Here is a 2,770-nt window from a genome sequence, read left to right on the forward strand (position 1 = left end):
GGCGGCCGGTGGTCCGCCGGCCGTGGCCCCAGCCGTCGCGCGGGCGGTCGCCCGGCCTTCCCGAGGGCGGTCGCTTCAGCCGTTGCGGGGGCCGGGGAAGACGCCCGGCCGCATGTCCCCGCGAAGCGGAGCGCCCGGCGCGGGCTGCGGAGGCATCGACCGGGCCGCGGGCACGGACGGCATCGGTGTACCCGTGCCGTGCGGGGGCCCCGGTTCGGCGTTGGCGGGCGCGGAACGCCCGGCCGTGGCCTCGGCGGTCTCCCCGGCGGGCTGCGGAGTGGTCCGGCGAGCGCCGTAACGGCGGTGCACCGCCTGCTTGGTGACGCCCAGGGCCGAACCCACCGCGTCCCAGGAGAAGCCCAGCGAACGGTCGAAGTCGACCGCCGCGGTGACGAGCGTCTCGACGCTGTCCCGCAGCTCCTGGGCCAGACGGACCGTGGGGGCGGGGGCCCGCCCGTAGACCACGAAGCCCGCGGAGGGGCCCGAGCGGCGGGGACGGTAGACATTGCCCAGCTGCGCGGTGAGGGTGCGCAGCGCGTCCACCTGCCGCCTGACCCGCTCGATGTCCCGCACCAGGAGATGCAGACTGGCCCGCGCTTGGGCGTCGTGCGTTGCGTGGTCGGCCATGAAGAAGCCTCTCGAACCGGCGTTGAAAGGGATCGGGCCGCCGCAGCGCGGCGACTCGCTTCGGTCAATCTCCTTTGACCAACGCCCGACCCGGCCTTGTGGTCACGCTCTCCGGCCGTTTCCGCATGTGCGCCGGGCGTACGCCGCGTGTGCGCCCCCTGGCCGGCGCCGCACCGGTGCCCCTCCAGGCAAGCTCCGCCCTGACGAACCCGTCGGACCGGCGGCCGGGCGCCGACCGCCCGACCGGGACGGCCGGACACGGCCTAGACTGGTGCGTCGCTCGTCACCGTACGCCCGCCCGAGAGGCAGTCAGCCACCCATGAAGCTCGTCTTCGCAGGCACCCCCGAGGTTGCCGTCCCCGCCCTGGACGCACTGATCGCCTCCGGGCGCCACGAGGTGGCCGCCGTCGTCACGCGTCCCGACGCACCGGCCGGCCGGGGGCGGCGGCTGGTCGCCAGCCCGGTCGCCGAGCGCGCCGAGGAGGCCGGGATCGAGGTCCTCAAGCCGGTCCGGCCACGCGACGAGGACTTCCTGGCGCGGCTGAGGGAGATCGCCCCGGACTGCTGCCCGGTCGTCGCCTACGGTGCGCTGCTGCCGAAAGCGGCCCTGGAGATCCCCGCCCGGGGATGGGTCAACCTGCACTTCTCGCTGCTCCCCGCCTGGCGCGGCGCCGCTCCCGTGCAGCACTCCGTGATGGCGGGGGACGAGGTCACCGGAGCCTCCACCTTCCTGATCGAGGAGGGGCTCGACTCCGGGCCCGTCTACGGAGTCCTGACCGAGGAGGTCCGTCCCACCGACACCAGCGGCGACCTGCTGACCCGGCTCGCCTTCGCCGGGTCGGGGCTGCTCGCCGCGACGATGGACGGCATCGAGGACGGCACCCTGCACGCCGTCCCCCAGCCGGCCGACGGGGTCACCCTCGCCCCGAAGATCACTGTCGAGGACGCCCAGGTGCAGTGGTCGGCGCCCGCTCTGCGGGTCGACCGGATCGTACGCGGCTGCACCCCCGCACCCGGAGCCTGGACGCTCTTCCGCGGCGAGCGGCTCAAGCTCGTCCAGGCCACCCCGGTGCTCGACCGTCACGACCTCGCCCCGGGCGAGATCTCGGCCACCAAGAAGAACGTGTACGTGGGCACCGGTTCGCACGCCGTCGAGCTGCTCTGGGTGCAGCCCCAGGGCAAGAAGCCCATGCAGGCCGCCGACTGGGCGCGCGGTGTCCGCCTCGCCCCGGGCGAGCTGCTCGGACTGTAGGTCCGCGGTTCCGCCACCGGGCCGGAGGCGACGTAGGCTGGGTGGGTTCGTCCCCTCACCATCAGCGGAGCACCTTTCACGTGAACGACCAGCCGCGTCGCCGTCCCGCCCAGCCCCACCGCCGCCCGAAGAAGGACCCGGTGCGGTTCCTGGCCTTCGAGGCGCTGCGGGCGGTCGACGAGCGTGACGCCTACGCCAACCTCGTGCTGCCCCCGCTGCTGAAGAAGGCCCGCGCCAAGGGTGACTTCGACAGCCGCGACGCGGCGCTGGCGACGGAGCTGGTCTACGGAACGCTGCGCCGGCAGGGCACGTACGACGCGATCGTCGCGGCCTGCATCGACCGGCCCCTGCGCGAGGTCGACCCGCCGGTGCTCGACGTACTCAACATGGGCGTGCACCAGCTGCTCGGCACCCGTATCCCCACCCACGCCGCCGTCTCCGCCAGCGTCGAGCTGGCGCGCGTGGTACTGGGGGAGGGGCGCGCCAAGTTCGTCAACGCGGTGCTGCGCAAGGTCACCGCGAAGGACCTTGACGCCTGGCTCGACCAGGTCGCGCCGCCCTTCGACGAGGACGCCGAGGCCCACCTCGCCGTGGTCCACTCGCACCCGCGCTGGGTGGTCTCCGCCCTCTGGGATTCCCTCGGCGGCGGCCGGGCCGGTATCGAGGACCTCCTCGACGCCGACAACGAACGCCCCGAGGTCACCCTGGTCGCCCGCCCGGGCCGGTCCACCACCGACGAGCTCGTGGAAGCCCTCGGCGAGGAGCAGTCGCTCCCCGGCCGCTGGTCGCCCTACGCCGTACGCATGGCCGAGGGCGGCGCGGGTTCAGCGCCACGGGACCATCCCCGCACGCGCGGGTAGCACTCTTCCTGACCTGCGGGTTTATCCGACG

Annotated in this window: 2 protein-coding genes and 1 pseudogene; 2 read left to right on the forward strand and 1 reads right to left on the reverse strand. The window is 74.1% G+C overall.

The features are described from left to right. Positions 1-75: 75 nt before the first annotated feature. The gene (locus ACWD3D_RS35715) at positions 76-627 is read right to left on the reverse strand and encodes a hypothetical protein (RefSeq protein WP_451464829.1); all 552 of its coding nucleotides are present in this window, start codon (positions 625-627) and stop codon (positions 76-78) included. Positions 628-946: 319 nt separating this feature from the next. Between ACWD3D_RS35715 and fmt the strand changes: the two genes are divergently transcribed. Further along, positions 947-1,879 (forward strand): methionyl-tRNA formyltransferase, encoded by a 933-nt coding sequence (fmt, locus tag ACWD3D_RS35720; RefSeq protein WP_451464830.1) that lies wholly within the window; start codon positions 947-949, stop codon positions 1,877-1,879. An 80-nt stretch (positions 1,880-1,959) separates the two neighbouring features. Continuing rightward, positions 1,960-2,709: pseudogene (locus tag ACWD3D_RS35725) on the forward strand (transcription antitermination factor NusB); the annotation flags it as partial. Positions 2,710-2,770: the final 61 nt, after the last annotated feature.

This window comes from Streptomyces sp. NPDC002690 (assembly GCF_053592415.1).